This is a genomic window from Streptomyces dangxiongensis (assembly GCF_003675325.1).
In the GTDB taxonomy this organism is placed as follows: Bacteria; Actinomycetota; Actinomycetes; order Streptomycetales; family Streptomycetaceae; genus Streptomyces; species Streptomyces dangxiongensis.
On record NZ_CP033073.1, the window covers coordinates 6,544,802 to 6,563,525 of the forward strand.

Here is an 18,724-nt window from a genome sequence, read left to right on the forward strand (position 1 = left end):
CTCAGTCCGTCAGCGGCGTCAGCAGCATCCGTCCCGCGAAGCCCACCGCCGCGTCCAGCCGTTCGGCGAACTCCTCGGCGACGTCGGCGCGGTGACGCAGCGCCCACAGGGCGCGGGCCGCCGTCCAGGTGGCGTCCCGGGCCCGCTCCAGGCTCCAGGAGCCCAGCAGATGGGTGAGCGGGTCGGCGATCTGGAGCAGGTCGGGGCCCGGCATCAGATCCTCGCGGATGCGCTCCTCCAGGGACACGAGCAGATCGCCCACGCGGTCGAACTCGTCCTCCAGGTCCAGGGGTTCGCAGTCGAGCGCGCGGCACGTGTCCACCAGGGCCAGCGCCAGGTCATGCCCGATGTGCGCGTTGATCCCCGCCAGCGCGAACTGCAGCGGCCGTACCCCGGGATGGTGGCGGAGCTGGAACAGCGGGCGCCAGCAGGCGGGCGCGCGGCGGCCCGCGGCGACCGCGTCCACCGCCGTCAGATAGCGCTCGGCGAACCGCGCGCCCAGCGTGGCCGCCGCGCACGGGTCCGTGAACCCCCCGGCGCCCAGACACCGGCCGACCTCCTCGGTGACCGCGAGGTAGACCCGGTTGAACACGCCGACGCCGTCCCCCTCGGGCAGGACCGCGCCGAGCGCGCGCATCCGCGAGACGACGGCGTCGACGGGGGTGGTGAAGTGCTCGAGCTGCGCCATGGAGGAAGCGTCGCAGCCTCGGGCCGGCCGCGGTACCGACCGGCCCGGCGCTTCCCCGGAACGGGGGAACGCCGGCAGGCCGGGCCCGGGTCGGCACGGCCTACGGCTCGGCGCGCCCGCGCTCCGCGTCGTAGGAGGACGTGCCCTCGTCCAGCAGCGGCTCCTGGTTCTTCAGGTGGGCCGGGGCGAAGGCGCGCAGGGCGTGGTAGCCGGTGATGACGACCAGGGTGCCGAGCGCGATGCCGCTGAGGCTGAAGGTGTCGGTGAACTTCATGGTGACGTTGCCGACGCCGATGATGATGCCCGCGGCGGCCGGCACCAGGTTCAGCGGGTTGCGCAGGTCCACCCCGGCGTTGTTCCAGATCTGGGCGCCGAGCAGGCCGATCATGCCGTACAGGATGACGGTGATGCCGCCGAGGACGCCGCCCGGGACTGCGGCGACGACCGCGCCGAACTTGGGGCACACGCCGAAGAGCAGTGCGAAACCGGCGGCGGCCCAGTAGGCGGCGGTGGAGTAGACGCGGGTCGCGGCCATCACGCCGATGTTCTCGGAGTAGGTGGTGTTGGGCGGGCCGCCCACCGCGGTCGACAGCACGGAGGCGACGCCGTCCGCCGAGATCGCCGTGCCGAGCTGGTCGTCCAGCGGGTCGCCGGTCATCTCGCCGACCGCCTTGACGTGCCCCGCGTTCTCCGCGACCAGGGCGATGACGACGGGCAGCGCGACCAGGATCGCCGACCACTGGAAGGACGGCCCGTGGAAGGAGGGCAGGCCGATCCAGTCGGCCCGGGAGACGCCGGAGAGGTCGAGCCGCCAGTGGTCGGTGAGCTTGCCGCTCGCGTCCACCGAGTGGATCCTGCCGAAGACGCGGTCGGACGCCCAGGAGACGCCGTACCCGAAGACCAGGCCCAGGAAGATCGCGATCCGGGACCAGAAGCCGCGCAGGCAGACCACCGCGAGGCCGGTGAACAGCATCACGAGCAGGGCGGTCCACTGGTCCTGCGGCCAGTAGGTGGAGGCGGTCACCGGGGCGAGGTTGAAGCCGATCAGCATCACGACCGCGCCGGTGACGATGGGCGGCATGGCCGCGTGGATGATCCGCGCGCCGAAGTGCCGCACGGCGAGTCCCACGAGGAACAGCACGGCGCCGACGACGAGGACGGCACCGGTGACGGTCGCGCTCGTCCCGCCCTGGGCGCGGATGACCGCGGCCACCCCCACGAACGACAGGGAGCAGCCCAGGTAGCTGGGCACCCGGCCGCGGGTGGCGAGCAGGAAGATCACGGTCGCCACGCCCGACATCATGATCGCGAGGTTCGGGTCCAGGCCCATCAGCACGGGCGCCACGAAGGAGGCGCCGAACATCGCGACCACGTGCTGGGCGCCCAGGCCCACGGTCCGGGGCCAGGAGAGCCGTTCGTCGGGGCGTACCACTGCTCCGGGCGCGGGCGTGCGCCCGTCACCGTGCAGTTTCCAGCGCACGCCGAGGTCCATGGTGGGGTTTCGCTTTCTCAAGTACGTCAGGAGGGTCCGCACCATTGTCGGGGGAGCGGACGGCCGCACGCGCGCACGGCCCCGCACGGGGGCAGCGGGGCGCGACGGCCGGTCGACCTGCTGACCAGGGGGTTCCCCACCGAGAGTGCTGAGCGGTCGCTTAGTATGACCAGTGGCCCCGGAGCGCCCGGGACCGTCACCGTCCCCGTCAGCGACGCTCAGGAGCCCCACCCGTGACCGCACCGGCCCCGACCGCCCCCGCCGTCTCCCACGGCCGGCTGGTCCCCGTCACCGTCCACTTCGACGACCTCGACGCGCTCGGGCTGCTGCACAACGCCCGCTACCCGCTGATGGTCGAGCGGGCCTGGACCGAGCTGTGGAACGAGCACGGCATCCGCTTCGACGGCGACTGGACGGCGGCCGGGGACGCCTGCAACGCGGTGAAGGAACTGCGGATCACCTACGAGGCCCCGGTGACCCGCCCCGGCCCGTACGCCGTCCACCTGTGGCTGGAACGGCTCGGTAACACCGGCCTCACCTACGGCTTCCGGTTCTGCTCGGCGGACGGCACCGAGACCTACGCCCACGGCACCCGGGTGCTGGTCCGGCTGGACGCCACGACCATGCGTCCCGCGCCCTGGAGCGAGACCTTCAGGGCCGCGGGGCGGGCACTGCTGCGGCCTGCGGACTGACCTCCGTACGACCCCCGCGCTCAGCGGTGCGCAGCACGCCCGCGAACACCGCGAGCCCGGACGCCAGCACCGTCACCACGCAGAACGACACCACCAGGCTGGTCGCCTGCGCCACCCCGCCGATCAGACCCGGCGCGATCAGTCCCGACGTGTAGGTGATGGTCGCCACGCCCGCGATCGCCTGGCTGGGGTTCGGCCCGGCGTGCCCGGCCGCCGCGAAGCACAGCGGTACGACCACCGCGATCCCGAGGCCCATCAGCGCGAACCCGCCCATCGCCAGCGCGGGATGCCCGGCGAGGACGACGAGCAGGCCGCCCAGTACGGCCAGCGCCCCGCCGGCGCGGACCGTCCGCACCGCCCCGAACCGGTTCACCACCGCGTCCCCGGCGACCCGGGCCACGGCCATGGTCAGCATGAACGCGGTCGTCGAGGCGGCCGCCGGACCGGCCGAAGTGTCCAGCCGGTCGCGCAGGAACACCGCCGACCAGTCCAGGCTCGCACCCTCCGCGAACACCGCGCAGAAGCCGACCGCGCCGATCAGCAGCGCCGAGCGGGGCGGCAGGGCGAACCGGGGCGGCGGCTCCTCGTCCTGCGCGGGCTGGAGGTCCAGCACCCAGGAGCAGGCCACCAGGCCGAACGCGGTCAGGACGGCCGACGCCACCACGAAGTGCAGGCGCGCGTCCGAGCCGAGGTGCGCGGCGAGGGTGCCGGCCGCCGAGCCGACCAGGGCGCCCGCGCTCCACATGCCGTGCAGGCCCGACATGATCGACTTGTCGAGCAGCCGCTCGACCTCGACGCCGAGCGCGTTCATGGCCACGTCGGCCATGCCCGCGGTCGCGCCGTAGGTGAACATCGCCAGGCAGAGGGTGACCAGGTTCGGCGCGAAGGACGGCAGCACGAGGGACAGCGTCCACAGTGCCAGCAGCCCGCGCAGCGCCGTACGGCTGCCGAAGCGGTGGCTGATCCGGCCCGCCAGCGGCATCGCGCACGAGGCGCCGAACGCCGTGAAGGCCAGCGCGAAGCCAAGCTGACCGGCGCCGATCGAGGTGTGGTCCTGGACCCACGGAACGCGTGTCGCGAACGTGCCGGTCACGGCGCCGTGCACCGCGAAGACGGCCGCCACGGCGTACCGGGCGCGCCTGACCTCGCCACGCGCGTGGCCCACGTCGCTCATCTCTCCACCCCTTTCCCGGGGAGTTCCCCGCCCCGCTCTGCCGCACGCGCCGTAAACTATCAGGGACCCTGCCTGATAGATAGCGGACCTCCGCGTCCTGCGTCGGGCGGCCGGTCCACGCGATCTGGGAGGATTCCCGTCATGCCCGCAACACCCAGCACCGCCCGGGCCATCAACGACCGGCTTGCCCTGCGGCTGTTGCAGCAGGAAGGCCCGCTCACCGCGGGGCGGCTGAAGCAACTGACCGGACTGTCCCGGCCCACGGTCGCCGACCTCGTCGACCGGCTCACCGCCGCCGGGCTGATCACGGTGGTCGGCGAGTCCGGAGAGCAGCGCCGGGGCCCCAACGCCCGGCTCTACGGCATCGTCGCCGGTCGCGCCCACCTCGCCGCCCTCGACGTCCGCACCGCGGGCGTCGTCGTCCTGGTCTCCGACCTCCTCGGGCGGGTGCTCGCCGAGGGCTCCGTGCCGATCGGCGGGGACGCCGGCACCGGGACCGCGGTGGAGCAGGCGGTGGCCGCGGTGGAACGGACCGCCGAGGAGGCGGGGGCGGAGCGCCTGCACACCGTCGGCATCGGCGCCCCCGGCCTCATCGACCCGGTCACCGGAGACCTCCGCGACTCCGCCGGCCTGCCCGCCTGGCACCGCAGCCTCGCCACCGCCCTCCAGGAACGGCTGCCCGGCGCCCGCGTCACCGTCGAGAACGAGACCAACCTGGCCGCCCTGGCCGAACAGCGCGAGGGTGCCGCCCGCGATCGCGACACCTTCGTCCTGCTCTGGCTCGGGCACGGCGTCGGCGCCGCGGTCGTCCTGGACGGCGCTCTGCGCCGCGGGGCCTCCGGCGGCACCGGCGAGATCGGCTTCCTGCCGGTCCCGGGCACGGACTCCCTGCCGTCGGCCAGGGACTGCGGCGGCGGCTTCCACGCCCTCACGGGGGCGGCGGCCCTCACGTCCCTCGCGACCCGGTGCGGACTCCCGACACCGCCCACGACGGACGGAGCGGGGGCCGCGGCGGTCGTACGGGGGGCGGTGGCGGAGGTGACGGGGGCGGGTGCCAGGTCGGGGGACGGGGTGCCGGGGGCCGGGCCGGTGGGCCTGGTGACCGGGGAGGAGGTGCCCGGCGTGATGACCGAGGTGCTCGGTGGTACCGGCGGGGGCCCCTCGCACCGCTTCCTCCGCCTCCTGGCAGACCGGGTCGCCGTCGGCGTCGCCTCCGTCGTGGCCGTACTGGACCCCGGGTGTGTGGTGCTCGGCGGGGAGGTCGGCCGGGCCGGGGGAGCGGTGCTCGCCGGGCTGGTGGAGGAGCGGCTGCGGGCCATGTCGCCCCTGCGCACCGAGGTACGGGCGAGCGGCCTGGGCGGTGCGGCCGTGCTGCGCGGCGCGCTGCTCACCGCCAGGGACCGGGCACAGGACGAACTGTTCGCACCGCCCGAGCGCCCGGCCCCATGACGGCGTGACGTGACGCCTCCACGGGGTCTCGCCGGACCGTCGGACGGCCGGACGGCCGGACGGCCAGAGAGGGCCAGAGGGTCAGAGGGTCAGAGAGGGCCGGCCTGCCAGAGGGTCTGCCTGCCAGACGGCCGGACGGTCACACGGCCGCGGAACCCGGCGCCTCGCAAGCCCGCCCCGTCTGCGCCGCAAGCCCGCCCCGTCTGCGCCGCAAGCCCGCCCCGTCTGCGCCGCAAGCCCGCCCCGCCCGCCCCGTCAGTCCCCGACCTGGCCGAAGCGCCGGGACAAGTACTCCTCGAAGGTGACCTTGCCCTCCGCCCGGTCCGGGGTGACGTGGCCGCCCGTGCGGAAGGCGCGGTAGGCCTTCCCGAACAGCGGTACGCGGGCCACGGCCCGGCGTCGGCCGGTGGCCCGCAGGTAGGCGCGGGCGAGGGACTCAAGCGTGCGGACCTCGGGGCCGCCCAGGTCCGGTACCCGTCCGGCCGGCGCGCCGAGCGCCAGGACGGCGAGCCGGTCGGCCACCTCGGCGACCTCGACCGGCTGGTCCGACACGCCCGCCGGGATCACCAGCACCGGCGCCTTCACGAGGGCCTGGAAGAGCGTGACCAGCAGGTCGTGGAACTGTGTCGCGCGCAGCACGCTCCAGCCGAGCCCCGACTCCTCGATCTGCCGCTCCACCGCGAGCTTGCTCCGGTAGTAGCCGAACGGCACGCGGTCGACGCCGACGATGGAGATGTAGGCGAGATGGTCCACCCCGGCCCGCCGGGCCGCCGCGATCAGGTTCCGGGCGGCCCGCTCGTCACCGCCCCGGGGCGAACTGGCGCAGTGCACGACCGTCCGCACCCCCTCCAGGGCCGCGTCGAGCCCGGTACCGCCCTCGCGCAGGTCGACGGCGTACGGCTGGGTGTGCCGGCTGAGTACCCGTACCTCATGCCCGTCCGCCCGCAGCCGCTCCGTGACCAGCCGGCCGAGCGTTCCGGTTCCACCGGTCACCAGAATCGTGGTCATGCTGTCTCCGTCCCTCCGGACACCGGGGCGCTCCCGGCCGGAGCGCCCTTCGTCAGGTGGACGGAACAGCCCCCGGAAACGTGACACGGGAACGTGGCACGGCTTTCTGGGCGGCCCGGCGGCGGGCAAGGGCCGTCGTCACCGCCGCCGGGCCCGCCCGCACCCTAAGAGGACTAGACCAGCACGGTCAATGGTCCGGACCATTCGACGCCCGACGGGAAGCGGCCGGTCGACAGGCGTGCACACGTGGCGCGAAATGTGCTGTACACACTGTGAGCGAGCCCACACCGTGCACCTGTCAGGGCGACCGTCGGCCGTGGCACACTGGCCCTGTACCAGAAGCAGCGCACTCCGGGGTCGGTGAAAGTCCGAACCGGCGGTTACAGTCCGCGACCCGACCGCTTCCAGCGGCCGGTTGACCAGGTGAAATTCCTGGACCGACGGTTAAAGTCCGGATGGGAGGCAGTGCGCGGCGGGCGGGCACGCTTTCCGTGTGCGCGCCGCCGTACCGGGCACGTCCGTTCGCGGACGCGTCCCCGTCGGCGACGCCCCAGGTGTGCTCACCCGTAGATGCTGTCGCTCATCGACAGGCCCCGGAGTCCGTGCCCCAAGAGGCAGGAGGACCCGGGAAGTGTTCACCGGAATCGTCGAAGAGCTGGGCGAGGTCACCGCCGTCGAGAACCTCGGCGACGCGTCCCGCTTCCGGCTCCGCGGCCCCGTCGTGACCGAGGGCGCGCAGCACGGCGACTCCATCGCCGTGAACGGAGTCTGTCTCACGGTCGTCGAGCACGAGGGTGACGAGTTCACCGCCGACGTCATGGCCGAGACCCTCGACCGCTCCAGCCTGGGCGCGCTCACCGTCGGCTCCCGCGTCAACCTGGAGCGCCCGACCGCCGTCGGCGCCCGCCTCGGCGGACACATCGTGCAGGGCCACGTGGACGGCACCGGCGAGATCCTGGCGCGCAAACCCTCCGACAACTGGGAGATCGTGAAGATCTCCCTCCCCGCGGACCTCTCCCGGTACGTCGTGGAGAAGGGCTCCATCACCGTCGACGGCATCAGCCTCACGGTCGTGGACGCCGGCCCCGACCACTTCACCGTGAGTCTCATCCCGACCACCCTCGCCCTGACCACGCTCGGCATCAAGCGGCCGGGCGATCCGGTCAACCTCGAAGTGGACGTCATCGCCAAGTACGTCGAGCGGCTGCTCGCGGCCGGACAGGGGGCCGGCAAGTGAACTGGATGAACTCCGAGGCGTTCACCCTCTTCGGCCAGCACATCATCTGGTCGGACATGGTCGGCAACATCCTCGGCCTGATCACCCTGGCCCTCGGCTGGCGCCGCTCCCTGTGGACCTGGCCCGTGCAGTTCCTGTCCGGACTCGTCCTCTTCGCCGCCTTCTACGGCCATCTGACCGGCAGCGCCGGCAAGCAGGCCGTCGTCATGGCCGTCGCCCTGTACGGCTGGTGGCAGTGGCAGCGCAGCAAGGACCGGTCCGGGGACGGCCACATCACCCCCCGCTTCGCCACCTGGCGCGAGCGCGCGGTGATGCTCGCCGCTGCCGCCGCCGGCACCGTCGCGGTCGCCCTGCTCTTCAAGGCCTACCCAGAGCTGTCCTGGGACCCCTGGCCCGACGCCTATATCTTCGTCGGCACCATCGTCGCCATGTACGCCCAGGCCAAGAGCATGGTCGAGTTCTGGTTCGCCTGGCTGCTCGTCGACCTCGTCGGCGTGCCCCTCAACTTCGCCAACGGCTACGCCTTCTCCGGCTTCGTCTACGTCATCTACGGCGCGCTCGTCCTGTGGGGCATGCGCGACTGGTGGCTGCGCTCCCGCAGGGGCCCGCAGCCCGTCCTGGAAGGAGCGCCGGCATGACCTCCGCACCGCCGCTGTACGGCACCGATCCGATCGAGGACTTCACGCTCGACCCGGTCGAGCAGGCCGTCGCCGACATCGCCGCCGGCCGCCCGGTGGTCGTCGTGGACGACGAGGACCGGGAGAACGAGGGCGATCTCGTCATCGCCGCCGAGAAGGCCACCCCCGAGATCGTCGCGTTCATGATGAGCGAGTGCCGGGGCCTGATCTGCGCGCCCATGGAGGGCGAGGAACTGGACCGGCTGCGGCTGCCGCAGATGGTCGAGGACAACACCGAGTCGATGAGAACCGCGTTCACGGTCTCCGTGGACGCCTCCGCCGCGCACGGTGTGAGCACCGGTATCTCGGCCGCCGACCGCGCCACCACGCTCCGGCTCCTGGCCGGCGGGACGGCGCGGCCCACCGACTTCGTCCGCCCCGGCCACGTCTTCCCGCTGCGGGCCAGGCCCGGTGGCGTCCTGGCACGGGACGGCCACACCGAGGCCGCCGTCGACCTCGCCCGGCTCGCCGGGCTGCGCCCGGCCGGCGCCATCGTGGAGATCGCCGGCGAGGACGGCCGCATGCTCCGGCTGCCCGAGCTGATCCCGTTCGCCCGTAAGCACGGCCTGACGATCATCTCCATCGCGGACCTGATCGCCTACCGGCGCGGCAGCGAGCCCACCGTCCGCCGTGAGGCCGAGACCGTCCTGCCCACCCGGCACGGCACCTTCACCGCCTACGGCTACCGGTCCACCGTCGACGGCGTCGAGCACGTCGCCCTCGTCCACGGCGAGCCGGGCGACGGCGAGGACGTCCTGGTCCGCGTCCACTCGGAATGCCTGACCGGGGACGTCTTCGGCTCCCTGCGCTGCGACTGCGGCCCCCAACTGGACACCGCCCTGGCACGCATCCAGGCCGAGGGCCGGGGCATCGTCGTCTACCTGCGCGGACACGAGGGACGAGGCATCGGCCTGCTGTCCAAGCTGCGCGCCTACGCGCTCCAGGAACAGGGCCACGACACCCTCGACGCCAACCTGGAACTCGGCCTGCCCGCCGACGCCCGCGACTACGGCGCCGGCGCGCAGATCCTCGCCGACCTCGGCGTACGCAGCGTCCGGCTGATGACCAACAACCCCGACAAGACCGAGGCGCTGGAGCGCCACGGCCTCAGGGTCACCGGCCGCGAGCCGATGCCCGTCCAGGCCGGCGAGCACAACCTCCGCTACCTGCGCACCAAGCGGGACCGGATGGGGCACGACCTGCCCTGGCTCGACACGCCCGCAGTGGCCGCCTCCGCGGCCACCTGTGGCAACCAGTAGGCAAGAAAGCACTGAGGAGAGACGTGAGCGGCAAGGGCGCACCCGAACTGTCCGTACGCAACGTGAGCGACCTGCGGGTCGCCGTCATCGCGGCGCAGTGGCACGAGAAGGTGATGGACGGTCTGGTGAACGGCGCGCTGCGCGCCCTGCACGACCTGGGCATCGACGAGCCGACCCTGATCCGGGTCCCCGGCAGCTTCGAACTGCCGGTCGCGGCCAAGGTCCTCGCGGGCCGGGGCTACGACGCCGTGGTCGCCCTCGGCGTCGTCATCCGGGGCGGCACCCCCCACTTCGACTACGTGTGCCAGGGCGTCACCCACGGCCTCACCCAGGTCTCCGTCGAGACCGGCGTACCCGTCGGCTTCGGCGTGCTCACGTGCGACACCGAGCAGCAGGCCCTGGACCGGGCCGGTATCGAGGGCTCGAACGAGGACAAGGGGCACGAGGCGGTGACGGCCGCGGTGGCGACGGCGGCCACACTCCGCTCGGTGTCCGAACCCTGGCACTGAGGCACCACGCGGACCACGTAGGGTGGGGGCCACCATGTCCAAGAAGACGTTCGAGCAGCTCTTCACCGAGTTGCAGCACAAGGCCGCCCACGGCGACCCCGCCACCTCCCGCACCGCCGAGCTTGTCGGCAAGGGCGTCCATGCCATCGGCAAGAAGGTCGTCGAGGAGGCCGCCGAGGTCTGGATGGCCGCCGAGTACGAGGGCAAGGAGGCAGCCGCCGAGGAGATCTCGCAGCTGCTGTACCACGTCCAGGTGATGATGGTGGCCCGGGGGATCTCCCTGGACGACGTCTACGCCCACCTCTGAGCCGTACCGCACCGCCCCCCGTAGAGAACGAGCAAAGGAAGCCGACCTCATGCTGCGCATCGCCGTCCCCAACAAGGGTTCCCTGTCCGGCCCTGCGGCGGAGATGCTGCATGAGGCCGGCTACCAGCAGCGCCGCGAGTCCAAGGAACTGCGCATCGTCGACCCGGTGAACGAGGTCGAGTTCTTCTACCTCCGCCCCCGCGACATCGCGATCTACGTCTCCTCCGGCCGCCTCGACATCGGCATCACCGGCCGCGACCTGCTGGTCGACTCCGGCGCCGACGCCGAGGAGATCCTCCCGCTGGGCTTCGCCCGCTCCACCTTCCGCTTCGCCGCCAGGCCCGGCACCGCGGCCGGCATCGACGACCTCAAGGGCCGCACGGTGGCCACCTCCTACGAGGGCATCGTCGCCCGGCACCTCACCGACAGCGGCATCGACGCCACCGTCGTCCACCTGGACGGCGCTGTCGAGACCGCCGTCGAGCTGGGCGTCGCCGAGGTCATCGCCGACGTCGTCGAGACCGGCACCAGCCTGCGCAACGCGGGCCTGGAGGTGTTCGGTGAGCCGATCATGAAGTCGGAGGCGATCGTCGTGCGCCGCACCGGCGCCGACAGCGAGGAACCGAAGGTCCAGCAGTTCCTGCGCCGCCTCCAGGGCGTCCTGGTCGCCCGGACCTACGTGATGATGGACTACGACTGCCGGGTCGAGCAGTTGGAGAAGGCCGTGGCGCTCACCCCCGGCCTGGAGTCCCCGACCGTCTCCCCGCTGCACAACGAGGGCTGGGTCGCCGTGCGCGCCATGGTCCCCGCCAAGGAGGCGCAGCGGATCATGGACGACCTCTACGGCATCGGCGCCCGCGCTATCCTGACCACGGCCATTCACGCCTGCCGCCTGTAGGGGTACACGCACCGAGATGTCCGACCTCCCCGCTCTTCCCGTCACCTTCCGGCCGGGCCACACCCGGGCCATCCTGCTCAGCGCCGGTGTCGCGATCTTCCTGGTGCTCTCCGGGATCGCGATGCTCCTGGAGCACCTCGGCCCCGGCTCACGGCTCAGCTTCGTCATCACCGGGGCGCTGATCTTCTGGGCCCTGGCCCAGCTCGCCCGGATCAAGGTCGTCGCCGACGAGTCCGGCGTCACCGTCGTCAACATCGCGAGCAGGCGGCGCCTGGCGTGGGCGGAGATCCTCCGGGTGAACCTCCGCCCGGGTGATCCCTGGGTGTTCCTCGATCTCAGCGACGGCACCAGCCTGCCCGCGCTCGGCATCCAGCCGGGCATCGCCCGGCAGCGGGCCATCGCCGACGCGCGCACCCTCCGTGACCTGGCCGAGGCCCGCGCCACGGCCCGCGCGGCGGAGGGCCAGGGCTGACTCGGGGCGGGATCAGGGTCCGCTCCGGGGCGTCCGCTCTGCCGCACCCGCCCATATCTTGATTAATCTGGTGACGGAGGCCTTTCCCCCGTGCCTCCGCCCCTGCGCGCCGCCCGGCACCCAGGGGTTCCTGCTACCCGAGGAGTGACTCCCTCCAGCGATGGACGGATCGTCCTGTAGTACCTGCGCCGCCCCGACCCGACACAGCGGGAAGGCGGTGGCAGCGTGACCATCCCCCTGCTGCTCCTCGGAGCGGCGTTCCTGCTGATTCTGGCCAACGGCTTCTTCGTGGCGGCCGAGTTCGGTCTGGTGACCGTCGAGCGCCCGGAAGCCGAGAAGGCCGCCGCCGACGGTGACAGACGCGCGCGTACGGTCGTGGAGTCGCTGAAGGAACTGTCCTTCCAGCTCTCCGGCACCCAGCTCGGCATCACCATCACCTCCCTGGTCGTCGGCATGCTCGCCGAACCGGCCCTGGCCGAGCTGCTGCACGGCCCGTTCGCCGCGATCGGCATCCCCGGGGGCGCCGTCTCCGGTGTCGCCGTGGTCGTCGGCATGCTGCTGGCCTCGGCGATCCAGATGGTGATCGGCGAACTCGTGCCCAAGAACTGGGCCGTGTCCCGGCCGTTGCAGGTGGCCCGGTTCGTCGCCGGCCCCCAGCACCGCTTCGCCCTCCTGTTCCGCCCGGTGATCTCCGCGCTGAACACGGTCGCCAACCGGCTGGTCCGCGCCCTCGGCGTCGAACCCGCCGACGAGCTGGCCTCCGCCCGCACCCCCGGGGAACTCGTCTCCCTGGCCCGGCACTCGGCGAGGGCCGGTGCCCTGGAGCAGGACACGGCCGACCTGTTCGTGCGCACCCTGTCCCTGGGCGAGCTGACCGCGCAGCACGTCATGACCCCCCGCGTGCGGGTCAGCGCCCTCCAGGACTCGGCGACCGCCGAGGACGTCGTCAACCTGACCCGCGCCACCGGCCTGTCCCGCTTCCCCGTCTACCGGGAGAAGATCGACGAGGTCGTCGGCATGGCCCACCTCAAGGACGCCCTCGCGGTCCCGGTGGCCGACCGCCTGCGCACCCCGGTCGGCCGCATCGCCCGCAAGGCGCTCCTCGTACCCGAGACCCTGCCCGTCCAGCCCCTCCTCGCCCGTCTGCGCAGCGAGCAGCCCATCGCCGTCGTGGTCGACGAGTACGGCGGCACCGCCGGCGTGGTCACGCTGGAGGACATCGTCGAGGAACTGGTCGGCGAGGTCCGCGACGAGCACGACGGCCAGGACGTGCCCGAGCTGGCCCCCGCCCCGCCCGAGGACGGCAGGGCGGCCTGGGACGTCGACGGCAGCTGCCGGGTCGACATGCTCCAGCGCATAGGCCTGGAGGTGCCCGAGGGGCCGTACGAGACCGTCGCCGGTCTGGTGGCCGACCTGCTCGGCCGGATCCCGGCCCCCGGTGACCGGGCCGAACTGCCCGGCTGGCGGCTCGCCGTCCGCCAGGTCGGCCACTACCGCGCCGAACGGGTCCGGGTGGTCAGGACGGCCCCGACGGTCAACGTGATGGAGGCCGCCCGATGAGCGTCCTGCAACTGGTCTTCGCCGCGCTGCTCGTGCTCGCCAACGGCTTCTTCGTCGGCGCCGAGTTCGCGCTCATCTCCGTCCGCCGCAGCCAGATCGAGCCGCTCGGCACGGCCCGCGCCCGCCAGGTGCTGTACGGCCTGGAGCGGCTGCCCCAGATGATGGCCGCCGCCCAGTTCGGCATCACCGTCTGCTCCCTGACGCTCGGCGCGGTCGCCGAGCCCACGGTGGCGCACCTGCTGGAACCGCTGTTCGAGGGGATCCACCTCCCCGACGGAGTGATCCACCCCCTCGGCTACGTCATCGCCCTGGCCGCCGTGGTCTTCTTCCACCTGGTCATCGGCGAGATGGTGCCGAAGAACCTCGCGATGGCCGCGCCCGAGAAGGCGGCCCTCTGGCTCAGCCCGGGCCTGGTCTACTTCGCCCGCCTCTGCCGGCCGATCACCGTGGCCCTCGGCGCCTGCGCGCGGGGCATCCTGCGGCTGTTCCGGGTCGAGCCCAGGGACGAGGTCGAGGCGGTCGTCACCACCGAGCAGCTCAACCGCCTGCTGGAGGACTCGGGCCAGGCGGGTCTCCTCGACCCCGAGGAGCAGGAGCGCCTGGAGGACGCCCTGGAGCTGGGCTCGCGCCCGGTGACGGACGTCTTGCTGCGCCGCGAGTCGCTGGTCACGGTGACCCCGGCGGTCACCCCGGGCCAGATCGTGGAGCTGACCGCCCGCACGGGCTACTCCCGCTTCCCGGTCGCGGCGGCCGAGAAGGGCCCCTTCATGGGCTATGTGCACGTCAAGGACGTGCTCGACCTGGAGGACTCGGACCGGGCGGTCCCGCAGCACGTCTGGCGCCCGATGGCCACGCTCCGCGCCGAGCTGCCGCTCGACGACGCCCTCACGGTGATGCGCCGGGCGGCCACGCATCTGGCCCAGGTGGCGGACGCCACCGGCAAGGTGCTGGGCCTGGTCGCCCTGGAGGACGCACTGGAGCTGCTGGTGGGCGAGGTCAGGGACCCGGCGCACCGGGAGCCGGCCGGTGTGCGGCTGACCGAACCCAGGGTGAGCGGAGAACCGGAGGGGGTGCTGACGACGTAGGCCGTCGTCGTGCGCGGGCGCGCGGGGGCTGATCACACGGCTCCCGGCGCCCCCGGAAGGGCCTACGGGGCCGACGGGTCCTGCGGCCCCCGCCCCGACAGCACCTCTCCGTACGCCTGCATCAGATCGGGCAGCCGCAGCGTCGCCAGGTCCTGGCGGGACAGGTCACCCGGGCAGACGGACAGCCGCAGGTCCCGGTACGCGCAGCTCTTCTCGTACAGCGTCCGCAGGAAGCGGCCGTTGCCCAGCTCGTCGATCCACCCCTGGCCGACCACGTGCCCGGCGACGGACCGCAGCTCCTCCAGCGCCTCCTCGTCCCACCGGTCCCCGTTCTCCGCCGCCAGCACCTTGCCGATCTCGGTGAGTTCCTGCGGCCGGTAGGAGGGGAAGTCCACCCGGGTGGTGAAGCGGGAGGAGAGCCCGGGGTTGGCGGCGAGCAGCCGGTCCATGCCCTCCGGATAGCCGGCCAGGATCACCACCAGGTGGTCCCGGTTGTCCTCGGCCCGCTTCAGCAGCACCTGGAGCGCCTCGTCGCCGTACGCGTCCCCCTTGCCGTAGCCCGAGTTGGACAGCGAGTACGCCTCGTCCACGAACAGCACCCCGCCGATCGCGGAGTCGATCAGCTCGTTGGCCTTCACGGCCGTCTGCCCGAGGTACTCACCGACCAGGTCGGCCCGCTGGGCCTCCACCAGGTGGTCGCCGCCGAGCAGGCCCAGCGCGTAGAAGACCCGGCCCAGGATGCGCGCGACGGTGGTCTTGCCCGTACCGGACGGGCCGGAGAAGACGAAGTGCCGTTTCGGCGGCTGCACCGGCAGTCCCTGCCCAGCCCGCAGCCGGGCCATGTTCAGTTGCGCCGACAACGCCTTGACCTGGCGCTTCACCGGTTCGAGCCCGACCATGCGCTCCAGTTCGGCGAGCGCCTCCTCCAGTAACGCGGGGTCGGTCGGACCGGCCGGGACCGGCGAGGCGGACACCCCGCTCTTCACCCGCACGGAGGGGTCGGCCACCGACGGCAGCGGCCCGGTCGGCAGGTCGGGCTCCGGCAGCCGCAGGTCCCGGCCCTCCGTGCCGAACAGCGGGTCGAGGCCGTCCGGTCCGTCCACCGTGTCCAGTCCCGCGCCGGTCAGCGTGATCGCGGCGAGGTCGGACGTGTCGTCGTACCCGTCGCCCTCGGCGATCGCGGCGAGCCGGGCGGAGGTGTCCATGAAGGCGGGGTCGGCCCGGTGCACCGCCCGGTACAGGGGGAGCGCGGCGGCGCTGCGGCCGGTGCCCTCGTGGGCGCGCGCCAGCCAGTACCGCAGCTCCTTGCGCTGCGGCTGTTCGCTGCGGCAGCGCATCAGCGCCGCCGACAGCAGCGGTTCCGCGTGGCCGTACATCTCCAGCCGGACCCGGGCCATGCCGCCGAACAGGCCGGCCTCGATGCCGAGCAGGGCGTCGTCCAGCAGCGGGTCGGTGTGCCGTATGAGCTGCTCCCAGTCCTTGACCAGATAGGCGCGGCAGGCGTGCAGGAAGCGGACCTGGGCGTCGGTGTCGACCGGGGGCAGTCCGGCGAGGGCCCGGTCCAGCTCGGGCACGTGCCGTCCGTCCAGCCAGTGGGAGGCGTGCGCCAGCAGCAGATCGCGCGGGCTCTCCAGCACCGGCTGCACCCACCAGCCCAGCCAGTACCAGGAGTTGAGGGCCCGGTGGTGCCGGGTGCGCTGTTCCCCGAAACGCTCGCGGTGCCGGAACATGCGCAGCAGCGCGGTCGTCGTGTCGACCCGGAGCGCGTGCAGCCCCAGCCAGGCGTCGGCCATGCCCGGGTCCATCCGCACCGCGGCGCGGAACTCCTCCTCGGCCTGCGGATAGGCGCCCATCGTGTAGGCGTCCACGCCCCGCAGCCAGGCCAGGTCGGCCGGGGCCTCGGGGCCCCGCGTGCCGAAGTCCATCACGTCCCCCCACAGACCGTGCCCCCGTGGTTCACCACCGGGCAGTCGCCCGACGGCCGCCGCGGTCGAACCGCCGGGCCGCGGACCGGAGTTGCAGGTGCGCCAGACAGACGCGAAGGTCGCACCGAAGGCATCGTACCCGCGTGGCGACCGCGCGCCGTAGGGTGCCGCACCAGGCGTTCCACGAGGTGGGGGCAGACGGGGCGCACACGGCTTCGTGACCCAGGGTGAGCGGATCGGTGCGCGCGGCGGCCGAAGGGCCGCCCGCGGGCAGAACGAAGCCCCCGGTCACGGGGGAACAACCGGGGGCTTCGGGTCGGTGGGCGGCTCCCGAAAGGCCGCACATCCAGAACGTAAGACCTGTACGGCCCGCTGGTCAAGCAGTGTTGGGGCACTCGCGGGAGTTGTCCGGCCGCACCCTTCACCACTTCACCACATCGCAGACGGCCCTTCACGTTCAGTGACATTTCGGTCCGTCGCGGGGGCCGCGCCGGGCCCCGGCAGCACCTCGTACCCCTCCTGATCCCGCAGCACCAGCAGATCGGCATGGGGGCGTGAGGGGTCGGCGGCGAAGTGCGCGCGCTCCGCGGCGACCCAGCCGTCCCAGAACTCCCGCTGCTCCGGCCCGTCCCGCAGCCGGCCGCGCCGCCAGGCCTCCGTCGGGGGCAGCTCCATCCACAGCAGCCGCGCCAGGTGCGGGCGCAGCGCCCGGCGGCCCGCGCCGACGCCCTCCACGAGGACCACGGGCGCGGGCGGCAGCGGGCACGGGGCGCCGAAGACGCGGGCTCGCCAGTCGTAGGGCGTGTAGGACGCGCTCTCGCCGCGGCCGAGGGGCTCGATCACCTGGGCCGTGAGCCGGCCCGTCCAGGCGAAGAGCCGCTCGTGGCTGGCGATGTCGTCGAGGTGGAACACCGGAGCCCCGCCCAGCGCGTGGGCCAGCCGCGCGGCGAAGGTGGACTTGCCCGAGCCGGCGTGACCGTCGACGCCGATCAGCCGGACCGGTCCGAGGGACGGAGGGAGCCCGCGCAGCCGGGCGGCGAGGTCGTGAATGGCGTTTCCCGGTGTGTGGTGCGGTGCGGGATGTTTTCCGCGAACCAGTGTAGTCGCGTCTTGAACCATCGGCTGCCGGCCAGTCAAAGGCGCCGATAAACGTCCCGAATCCCTTGACCGATATGTCGAATTCGGCGTTCCGAGTGTGCCCGACGCTGAGTAAGGTGCCTCCTGCGCAACGTGATGCGACCGTACGGGGATCGGCAGGGGGGACATGGCGGCGGAGTTATTCGAGGGGCACTATGTATGGCATCCGGCGGCCGACGACCGGGTCCTGGCGAGCGTATGCGTCGATGTGCGCGCCGGACGTTATCGATACGCGCACGAGGCCCTCGCCGAGACGCGTTCCGACTCCGCCCTGCGGGCCCACCGCTCGCTGGTGCTCGCCTCCGAGGCGGCCGGCACCGACCTGGTCGAGCGCTGGCTCGCCGAGGAGCCGACGCCCGAGGCGTCGCTGATGTGGGCCCGGGTGGCGGTGCAGCGCGCGCTGCGGGCCGCCGACGCGCGGGACGATCGCGCCGAGCGGCTGGAACGCATCGCGCTGACGGCCTGCGACCGGGCCGCCGCCGAAGCACCCCGGGACCCCACCCCCTGGGTCGCCAGGCTCTCCATGGCCCGGCTGCACCGGCTGCGCGACCCGGCCCCGCAGGGCCTGCTCACCGCACCGCCCGGCCCCTGGCGGCTGTTCGCGCACATCCTGTCCCTCGACCCCTGGCACCGCGAGGCGCACCACCGCTTCCTGTCCTTCTTCTTCACGCGCCACGGCGGCTCGGTCAACGCGGCCTGGGACGTGGCCGCCTTCCTCAGTCAGCGGGCGCCCGCCGACTCCGCGCTCCGGCTGCTGCCCCTGGTGGCCCTCGTGGAGAGCTACAACCCCACCCGGCTCCTCGCCGACCGGATCTGGGAGGAGCCCCAGTGGCGCTCCACCGCACTCGCGGTCTACCGGAACTGGCTGCCCACGCTGGCCGGTTACCCCTTCACCCCGGTGCTGGACCTCGCCTACCTCGCGCACGCGCTGGTGATGGCCCAGTGCGAGTTCGAGGCCCGGGCGGTGTTCACGGCGATGGGTCCGTACGCCTCACGCATGCCCTGGAGCGCCTTCGGTGACCCCGCCGAGCAGCTCTCCCGGGCCCGGCGCGCCTGCGGCCTGCCCGTCCCGGCACCCGCCTGACCCGGCTCGCCCGCCCTGCTTCCGTCCCCTTGCCCTCCTGCCCCGTCGAGAGAGAAAGGCCGATCTGTGTC

The 18,724-nt window shown here is 73.0% G+C and carries 18 protein-coding genes and 1 riboswitch; of the genes, 12 read left to right on the top strand and 6 right to left on the bottom strand.

The features are described 5' to 3' along the window. Position 1: 1 nt before the first annotated feature. Positions 2-688: a DUF5995 family protein gene (locus D9753_RS29630; protein ID WP_121789791.1), complete on the bottom strand. Its 687-nt coding sequence runs from the start codon at positions 686-688 to the stop codon at positions 2-4. A gap of 100 nt (positions 689-788) precedes the next feature. Further along, complete coding sequence (locus D9753_RS29635) at positions 789-2,180, bottom strand: uracil-xanthine permease family protein (RefSeq protein WP_121789792.1); 1,392 nt, start codon at positions 2,178-2,180, stop codon at positions 789-791. 233 nt (positions 2,181-2,413) lie between these two features. Between D9753_RS29635 and D9753_RS29640 the strand changes: the two genes are divergently transcribed. Then, entirely contained in the window at positions 2,414-2,872 is a 459-nt protein-coding gene (locus D9753_RS29640; RefSeq protein WP_121789793.1) for an acyl-CoA thioesterase, read from the top strand. Here D9753_RS29640 and D9753_RS29645 read toward each other — a convergent pair. Beyond that, a complete protein-coding gene (locus tag D9753_RS29645) occupies positions 2,832-4,046 on the bottom strand; it encodes an MFS transporter (RefSeq protein WP_121789794.1) in 1,215 nt (404 codons plus the stop codon). The two genes, D9753_RS29640 and D9753_RS29645, sit on opposite strands and share 41 nt — an antisense overlap. A 141-nt stretch (positions 4,047-4,187) precedes the next feature. Between D9753_RS29645 and D9753_RS29650 the strand changes: the two genes are divergently transcribed. Continuing rightward, positions 4,188-5,495 (top strand): ROK family transcriptional regulator, encoded by a 1,308-nt coding sequence (locus D9753_RS29650; RefSeq protein ID WP_121789795.1) that lies wholly within the window; start codon positions 4,188-4,190, stop codon positions 5,493-5,495. Between the two features lie 255 nt (positions 5,496-5,750). On the opposite strand, the gene D9753_RS29655 is transcribed toward D9753_RS29650, so the two are convergent. Next, the gene (locus D9753_RS29655; protein ID WP_121789796.1) at positions 5,751-6,503 is read right to left on the bottom strand and encodes an SDR family oxidoreductase; all 753 of its coding nucleotides are present in this window, start codon (positions 6,501-6,503) and stop codon (positions 5,751-5,753) included. A gap of 342 nt (positions 6,504-6,845) precedes the next feature. Next, a riboswitch (FMN riboswitch) is annotated at positions 6,846-6,976 on the top strand. Positions 6,977-7,134: 158 nt separating this feature from the next. Between D9753_RS29655 and D9753_RS29660 the strand changes: the two genes are divergently transcribed. From D9753_RS29660 to D9753_RS29700, 9 genes are all read left to right on the top strand, one after another. Then, the gene (locus D9753_RS29660; protein WP_121789797.1) at positions 7,135-7,740 is read left to right on the top strand and encodes a riboflavin synthase; all 606 of its coding nucleotides are present in this window, start codon (positions 7,135-7,137) and stop codon (positions 7,738-7,740) included. Continuing rightward, on the top strand, positions 7,737-8,378 hold the full coding sequence (locus tag D9753_RS29665; RefSeq protein ID WP_121789798.1) for a nicotinamide mononucleotide transporter family protein: 642 nt from the start codon (positions 7,737-7,739) through the stop codon (positions 8,376-8,378). Before D9753_RS29660 ends, D9753_RS29665 begins: the two co-directional genes overlap by 4 nt. Further along, a complete protein-coding gene (locus D9753_RS29670; protein WP_121789799.1) occupies positions 8,375-9,676 on the top strand; it encodes a bifunctional 3,4-dihydroxy-2-butanone-4-phosphate synthase/GTP cyclohydrolase II in 1,302 nt (433 codons plus the stop codon). Before D9753_RS29665 ends, D9753_RS29670 begins: the two co-directional genes overlap by 4 nt. A gap of 23 nt (positions 9,677-9,699) precedes the next feature. Continuing rightward, positions 9,700-10,185, top strand: coding sequence for a 6,7-dimethyl-8-ribityllumazine synthase (ribH, locus tag D9753_RS29675; RefSeq protein WP_121789800.1), 486 nt, complete (start codon positions 9,700-9,702; stop codon positions 10,183-10,185). Positions 10,186-10,219: 34 nt separating this feature from the next. Further along, positions 10,220-10,492, top strand: coding sequence for a phosphoribosyl-ATP diphosphatase (locus tag D9753_RS29680; RefSeq protein ID WP_059248197.1), 273 nt, complete (start codon positions 10,220-10,222; stop codon positions 10,490-10,492). Positions 10,493-10,541: 49 nt separating this feature from the next. Continuing rightward, a complete protein-coding gene (hisG, locus tag D9753_RS29685) occupies positions 10,542-11,390 on the top strand; it encodes an ATP phosphoribosyltransferase (RefSeq protein WP_121789801.1) in 849 nt (282 codons plus the stop codon). A 16-nt stretch (positions 11,391-11,406) separates the two neighbouring features. Then, complete coding sequence (locus D9753_RS29690; protein ID WP_121789802.1) at positions 11,407-11,862, top strand: PH domain-containing protein; 456 nt, start codon at positions 11,407-11,409, stop codon at positions 11,860-11,862. Positions 11,863-12,087: 225 nt separating this feature from the next. Beyond that, positions 12,088-13,422, top strand: a complete 1,335-nt coding sequence (locus D9753_RS29695) for a hemolysin family protein (protein WP_121789803.1) — start codon at positions 12,088-12,090, stop codon at positions 13,420-13,422. Beyond that, positions 13,419-14,507: a hemolysin family protein gene (locus D9753_RS29700; RefSeq protein ID WP_121789804.1), complete on the top strand. Its 1,089-nt coding sequence runs from the start codon at positions 13,419-13,421 to the stop codon at positions 14,505-14,507. Before D9753_RS29695 ends, D9753_RS29700 begins: the two co-directional genes overlap by 4 nt. A 62-nt stretch (positions 14,508-14,569) precedes the next feature. On the opposite strand, the gene D9753_RS29705 is transcribed toward D9753_RS29700, so the two are convergent. Both D9753_RS29705 and D9753_RS29710 read right to left on the bottom strand, forming a co-directional pair. After that, complete coding sequence (locus D9753_RS29705) at positions 14,570-16,432, bottom strand: AAA family ATPase (RefSeq protein WP_121789805.1); 1,863 nt, start codon at positions 16,430-16,432, stop codon at positions 14,570-14,572. Between the two features lie 429 nt (positions 16,433-16,861). Further along, complete coding sequence (locus D9753_RS29710) at positions 16,862-17,551, bottom strand: uridine kinase family protein (RefSeq protein WP_240468315.1); 690 nt, start codon at positions 17,549-17,551, stop codon at positions 16,862-16,864. A 145-nt stretch (positions 17,552-17,696) separates the two neighbouring features. Between D9753_RS29710 and D9753_RS29715 the strand changes: the two genes are divergently transcribed. Continuing rightward, the gene (locus D9753_RS29715; protein ID WP_121789806.1) at positions 17,697-18,653 is read left to right on the top strand and encodes a hypothetical protein; all 957 of its coding nucleotides are present in this window, start codon (positions 17,697-17,699) and stop codon (positions 18,651-18,653) included. The last annotated feature ends 71 nt before the right edge of the window (positions 18,654-18,724 follow it).